General features: G+C 62.8%; 1 protein-coding gene. It reads left to right on the top strand.

Annotation, left to right across the window (positions count from 1 at the left end; genetic code table 11):
- Window positions 1–473 precede the first annotated feature (473 nt).
- Window positions 474–7025: a type I polyketide synthase gene (locus tag ACQPW1_RS11095; protein WP_433662634.1), complete on the top strand. Its 6552-nt coding sequence runs from the start codon at window positions 474–476 to the stop codon at window positions 7023–7025.
- The last annotated feature ends 23 nt before the right edge of the window (window positions 7026–7048 follow it).

Genomic DNA, 7048 nt, shown 5'->3' with positions numbered 1-7048 from the left:
AGGACATCAAACCTTACGGACATCAGCTCGCAGTCGTCCAGACAATGTTCCGCCCTGCGGAACACCGATCAGGGTTTGTCAATTACACGCGTTGTTTCGAGGATCATCTCGAACGCGAACGCCCACCGAGCATCCAGCAGACCGACCAACCAGTCGTCTTCCATCCAATGCACCCGTTTACCGAATCCAGCGTCGAGAACACGCCGCAACACGCCGCAAAAATATGAGATATCAGCGGATGTTCCGTGGGGTGGAACATCAGCTTGGAATGCGCCGCTTCCAGTCCTAACGTCTCCGTGCAGGGCATGCGCCGCACCGTTCCTGAGATTTCTTGGCTGGGCGGACTATGGATTGTTCGACAGCGTGAATTGCGGAGTAGTTGCCAGGTATTCGCTTCCTCGAAAGGTTCGAGATCTCATGAAACTTCCGCGATCCCTAGACGACCGCAGTTTCCCGGTTCGGGGTGATGTCGGATGGTGAACGAGGAGAAGTATCGCCACTTCCTCGAGCGCGCGGCGGCCGAGTTGGAGGCTGCTCACGAACGTCTGCGGGAAATCGACGCGGGCCTGCGGGAACCGATCGCGATAGTGGGTATAGGTTGCCGGTATCCCAGAAGTGCTCATTCACCAGAGAAATTATGGGAGCTAGTTTCGGCGGGTGTGGAAGCCGTGGGGAAGTTCCCTTCGGACCGTGGTTGGGATCTCGACGGACTCTATGACCCCGACCCGGATCAGTCGGGCAAGTCCTACGTGCGGGACGGCGGATTTCTCTATGACGCAGCCCAGTTCGATGCGGAGTTCTTCGGGATCAGTCCGCGTGAGGCGTCGGCGATGGATCCGCAGCAGCGGCAGTTGCTGGAGACCGCATGGGAGGCGGTTGAACACGCGAGGATAGACCCGGCATCGCTGCATGGCAGTAGGACTGGGATCTTTATTGGTATCACCGCCCTTGACTATGGGCCGCGCTTATATGGGACGGGCTGCGACAACGACGGCTATCTGATAACCGGTACGACGGCGAGTGTGGTGTCGGGGCGGGTGGCGTATGCGCTGGGGTTGCTGGGTCCTGCGGTGAGTGTGGATACGGCGTGTTCGTCATCATTGGTGGCATTGCACTTGGCGTGTACGTCGTTGCGATCGGGTGAATGTGACATGGCATTGACCGGCGGTGTGACGGTGATGTCGACTCCTTCGGCATTAGTGGGTTTGAGTCGTCACCGTGCGTTGTCGCCGGATGGTCGGTGTAAGGCGTTTGCGGCGGGGGCGGATGGGATGGGTGTGGCTGAGGGTGTGGGTGTTGTGGTGTTGGAGCGGTTGTCGGATGCGGTTCGTCTTGGGCATGAGGTGTTGGCGGTGGTGCGGGGTTCGGCGGTGAATCAGGATGGTGCGTCGAATGGTTTGACGGCGCCGAATGGTCCGTCGCAGGAGCGGGTGATTCGGGCGGCGTTGGCGAATGCGCGGTTGTTGGCTGCTGATGTGGATGTGGTGGAGGCTCATGGGACGGGGACGAAGTTGGGTGATCCGATCGAGGCGCAAGCGATTTTGGCGACTTATGGTCAGGATCGGCGGGTTGGGGGTGAGCCGGTGTGGTTGGGGTCGGTGAAGTCGAATATTGGTCATACGCAGGCGGCGGCGGGTGTTGCGGGTGTGATCAAGATGGTGCAGGCGTTGCGGTATGGGGTGTTGCCGGCGACGTTGCATGTGGATGAGCCGACGTCGCATGTGGATTGGTCTTCGGGTGGGGTGGGGTTGTTGACCGAGTCGCGGTCGTGGCCGGTGACGGGTCATCCGCGTCGGGCTGCGGTGTCCTCGTTCGGGATTTCGGGGACCAACGCGCACCTGATTTTGGAGCAGGCGCCCCCTGTCATGGATGGCTCCGGTATCGATGACTCCGACGGAGATGACCGCAGTGATCGTGGCGATGTTGTGGTGCCGTGGGTTGTTTCGGGCAAGTCCGCAGAAGCGTTGCAGGCTCAGGCGCGGCGGTTGTCCGCCCATATCGACCAGCATCGCGGACTGCGCCCGGCCGATGTCGGTTTGTCGTTGGTGTCGACGCGTTCGGTGTTCGATCATCGTGCGGTGATTCTGGGGCGGGATCGTGCCGATTTCCTGCGGGGTTTGGAGGCGGTGGCTGGTGGTGAGCCGGCATCGGATGTGGTGGAGGGGGTGGCTTCCCGGGAGCCGGGCAAGGTGGTGTTTGTGTTTCCGGGGCAGGGTTCGCAGTGGGTGGGGATGGGCCGGGAGTTGTGGGACACCGAACCGGTATTCGCCGAGCGGATGCGCGAGTGTGCGCAAGTGCTGGATGAGTTGGTGGAGTGGTCGTTGGTCGATGTGGTGTGTGGTGTGGGGGGTGCGGCGTCGTTGGATCGGGTGGATGTGGTGCAGCCGGTGTTGTTCGCGATGATGGTGTCGCTGGCCGCGGTGTGGCGCTCTTACGGGGTGGAACCTGATGCGGTAGTGGGGCATTCGCAGGGTGAGGTCGCCGCGGCGTGTGTGGCGGGGGTGTTGTCGCTGCAAGACGCGGCGCGGGTGGTGGTGGTGCGTAGTCGGTTGGTGGGTGAGGTGCTGGCGGGTGCGGGTGGGATGGCGTCGGTGGCGTTGCCGGTGGATGTGGTGGAGCCGCGGTTGAGTAGGTGGGGTGGTCGTGTGGTGGTCGCGGCGGTGAATGGTCGGTCGTCGGTGGTGGTTTCGGGTGAGCCTGATGCGTTGGACGAGTGGGTGGGCGTGTGTGAAGCCGAAGGGGTTCGGGCGAAACGGATTCCGGTGAACTATGCGGCGCATTCGGTGGCGGTGGAATCGCTTCGGGATCGGTTACTGATCGAGTTATCGGGGATCACCGCGCGGGCGGTAGAGATCCCGTTCTATTCTGGAGTTACTGGTGGATGTGTAGATACGGCCGGGTTGGACGGGGACTACTGGTTCCGGAATCTGCGTGACACTGTGCAGTTCGAGGAAAGTATTCGCAGCCTTGCCGAGCAGGGTCATGGTGTGTTCATCGAGGTGAGTCCGCATCCGGTGTTGGCGGCCGATATTCAGGACACGATCGGTGATACCGCGACCGCGGTGGGATCGTTGCGTCGCGGTGACGGTGGCATCCGCCGGTTCATGACCGAGATGGCGCAGGTATTCGTGCGTGGCATACAGGTCAATTGGGAACCGATATTCGCAGGCCAGGCCGCACGCCGGATCCAGCTGCCGACATACGCCTTCCAACGCCAGCACTTTTGGCTGGAGGCAGCAGGTGCCAGTGATGTGTCTTCGGCCGGACTGAGTTCGGCTGAGCATCCGCTGCTCGGCGCGGTGGTGGAGTTGGCAGATGGCGGTGGGCTGGTGGTCACCGGTCGGGTCTCGCTGCAGTCGCATCCGTGGTTGGCCGATCATGCGGTAGCGGACACGGTGTTGTTCCCGGGCACCGGTTTTGTGGAGTTGGCGTTGTACGCAGGTCACCGGGTCGGCTGCGAAGTGATCGAGGAGCTGGTGGTCGAGGCGCCACTCGCACTGCGCGAACACGAGGCCATCGACCTGCAGTTGGTACTGGGCGGTCCCGATGAGTCGGGGCGCCGTTCATTCGGAATCTATTCCCGTGTCCCACCGGCGGCTACCGGCGTAGCAGCGGACGACGATCCGTGGGCGCGGCATGCAAGCGGCATGTTGACCCGTGACGTTGGAGCGGACATAGACTGGGACGTTGCCCAGTGGCCGCCGACAGATGCCACGCCCGTGTCGGTAGCCGGCTTCTACGAACGGCTCGCGGCTCTCGGTTACAACTACGGGCCAATGTTCCAGGGTGTCCAGCAGATCTGGCAGCACGGGCAGACTTTCTATGCCGAGGTTGAGTTGCCCTCCGATGGATGGGCCGATGCCGGGCGGTTCGGGATTCATCCGGCGTTGCTGGATGCGGCCTTGCATCCGTTGTTGTCGATCGAGGATGCCGGGGTCGGTGGACCGCAGGAGGCGATGAGAAAGCTCCGGTTGCCGTTTTCGCTGGCGGGGGTGTCGTTGCGGGCGGCGGGTGCAATCGGTCTCCGGGTCCGGGTGCGGTATGTCGGCGCGGACGGGATCACTATCGACACGGTCGATCCGGTGGGGCAACCTGTGGCTTCGATTCGGTTGTTGACCACTCGCCCGATCGATCCAGCACAGCTGCCTGGTCGGCGGTCTGGTCGGGATGCGTTGTGCACCCTGGCCTGGCGGCCGGTTCCCGTTGCTGATCGGCCGGGTGACCATGGTGTGGGTGGAGACGCCCGGTCGTGGGTGGTGCTCGGTGACGACCGGTGGGGGTTGGCTGGTCATCGGGACTTGGTGTCGCTGGGCGTGGCGGCGGAAGCCGGTGAGGTGGCGATAGCGGAGGTGGTAGTCCTCCCGTGTGGGGCTCTGCCGGACGAAGCGGGCGCCACGATGGTGGCGGGTGTCCTGGACATCGTCCGGGCCTGGTTGACGGAACCACGGTGGGAATCGTCGCTGTTGATGGTGCTGACCCAGGGCGCGGTGGCGGTCACCGACGGGCAGTCACCGGATGTGCCGAGTGCTGGGGTATGGGGGTTGATCCGCTCGGCCCAAACCGAATACCCCGACCGGATCCTGTTAGTAGACACCGACACCGACGAACTCGACGCTGAGGATCTGCCGATGGTTCTGGCTGCCGCATTAGCGGCGAACGAGTCACAGCTCGCCGTACGCGATCACAACATTCTCGTCCCTCGATTGATACGAACCTCGGAGGTCGATGAAACCCTGATCATTCCGCAGGTATCGGCGTGGGGGGCGCAGGCCACGGGTGCGGGAGCACTGGACGTGTCGATCACTCCCCGTCCCGAAATGCTGGACCCACTGGCAGCAGGGCAGATACGAGTGCAGGTCCGCGCCGCAGGCCTCAACTTCCACGATGTCGTCGTGGGGTTGGGCATGGTGCTGGACCAGAGCGGTCTGCGGCTCGGTGGTGAGTGTGCCGGGGTGGTCCTCGATACCGCTGATGACGTCACCGACTTCGCTCGTGGGGATCGGGTGATGGGGATCGCCCAGGGTGCGCTCGGTTCGATCGTAGTGGTAGACGAACCGATGTTGGCGGGTATACCGATCGGATGGTCGTGGGAGCAGGCTGCCTCGACGCCGGTGGCCTGGTGCACCGCATGGTACGGGTTGGCTGATCTCGGTGGATTGCGTCGTGGTGAGTCGGTGTTGATCCATGCCGGCACCGGCGGAGTCGGGATGGCAGCGGTGCGATTGGCTCGCTATTGGGGGGCGGAGGTTTTCGCCACGGCCAGTCGCAGGAAATGGGATACGTTGCGCGGGTTGGGATTAGATGAGGACCACCTCGGTGATTCCCGCAGCCTCCAGTTCGAGGAACGTTTCCGGGCGGTGACCGGTGGTCGCGGTGTGGATGTGGTGTTGAACTGTCTGGCCGGTGAGTTCACCGACGCGTCGCTACGGCTGATGGCTGTCGGGGGGCGGTTCGTGGAGATGGGCAAAACCGACATCCGCGACCCCGAACACGTCATCACCGAATACCCGGCGGTGTCGCGTTATCGGGCGTTCGAAATCGCCGAGGCCGGACCTGAAAGGATCGGGGAACTACTACACCAGATTGTGGGTCTGCTCGAAGCGGGCGAGTTGACACCGCTTCCGGTGTCGGCGTGGGATATTCGCCGACTCCGCCAAGCTATGCGGTGGATGAGCCAAGCCCGTCATACCGGCAAGATCGCGCTCACTGTGCCGCCGGTGCTGGACCCGACGGGCACAGTGCTGGTGACCGGCGGCACCGGAATGGCCGGATCGGTCCTGGCTCGACACCTGATCACCGATCACCGAGTAGGACATGTAGTTCTGGTCAGCCGCCACGGCAGCGATGCCCCGGGCGCGGTCGAGCTCCGCACCGAGCTGGCAGGGTTGGGGGCCCAGGTTCGGATCGAGTCCTGCGATGTCACCGACCGCGGTCAGCTGGCACAGTTGCTGACCTCGATCCCGGAGCAACACCCACTGACCGGTATCGTGCACGCAGCGGCCGTGCTGGACGACGGGCTGGTCACAGACCTGACTCGGCAACAACTGGAACGGGTATGGAGCCCCAAGGTCGACACCGCCCGATATTTGGATGAACTCACCCGCGACCATGATGTGGCGTTGTTCGTGATGTGTTCTTCCGCCGCAGGGGTATTGGGGACGGCCGGGCAAGCCAACTATGCCGCATCGAACGTAGCGATGGATGCGATCGTGTCGCGGCGCCGAGCCCAACATCTACCAGGCGTGTCGATCCAGTGGGGTTACTGGGCGCAGACCAGTGCCCTGACCGCGAAGTTGGGTCGTTCCGATCAAGCACGAATCCGTCGGGTCGGTGTTGTCGCGATGACCACCGAGCAGGCTGTGGGCATGTTCGACCAGGCCATGGCAGGCATTCAAGGGACGGTGACTGCCGCGCGGTTGAACACAAACGGTGTACGCGACCCGGATACCGAGGTGCCGGTGGTCCTGCGGGAGTTGATGCGTGTCCCGAAACGACAAGCCACCCGCTCAGGTCCGGCGGGCAGGTCTTTGGCCCAGCGTTTGCGCCTGTTGCCCGTCACGGACCGTGAGCAAGCGCTGCTGGAGCTGGTCCGCACCCAAGTCGCCGCGGTCCTGGGCCGCCCGGCCCCCGACACCGACCAACCATTCAAAGAACTCGGATTCGACTCACTCACCGCCGTCGAACTTCGCAACCGACTCAACACCACCACTGGCCTGCAACTCCCCGCCACCATCATCTTCGACTACCCCACCATCACCACACTCACCGAACACCTTTGGCGCGAAATCTTCGCCACATCTTTGGCAGAGCACACCGTCGATGTTGACAAAACAGAAGCAGGGAAGGCGCTGGCGGCTATACCGATTCAGCGCCTCAAAGATTCTGGTCTATTTGCCGCGATACTCCAACTCGCGCGCACTCCCAATAGTTCGTCGACACATCTGGACGTCGATGAGGATATCGACAGTGTGGATGTGCAGCGCCTGATTCAGATCGCACATTCTGCCGAGCAGGCGGATTCATAGCAAGTAAGAAGAGGATGAAACAG

The organism is Nocardia sp. CA-128927, assembly GCF_050955855.1.
GTDB lineage: Bacteria > Actinomycetota > Actinomycetes > Mycobacteriales > Mycobacteriaceae > Nocardia.
The sequence above is the reverse complement of the archived record's forward strand: the minus strand, read 5'-3'. Positions and strand labels throughout refer to the sequence as shown.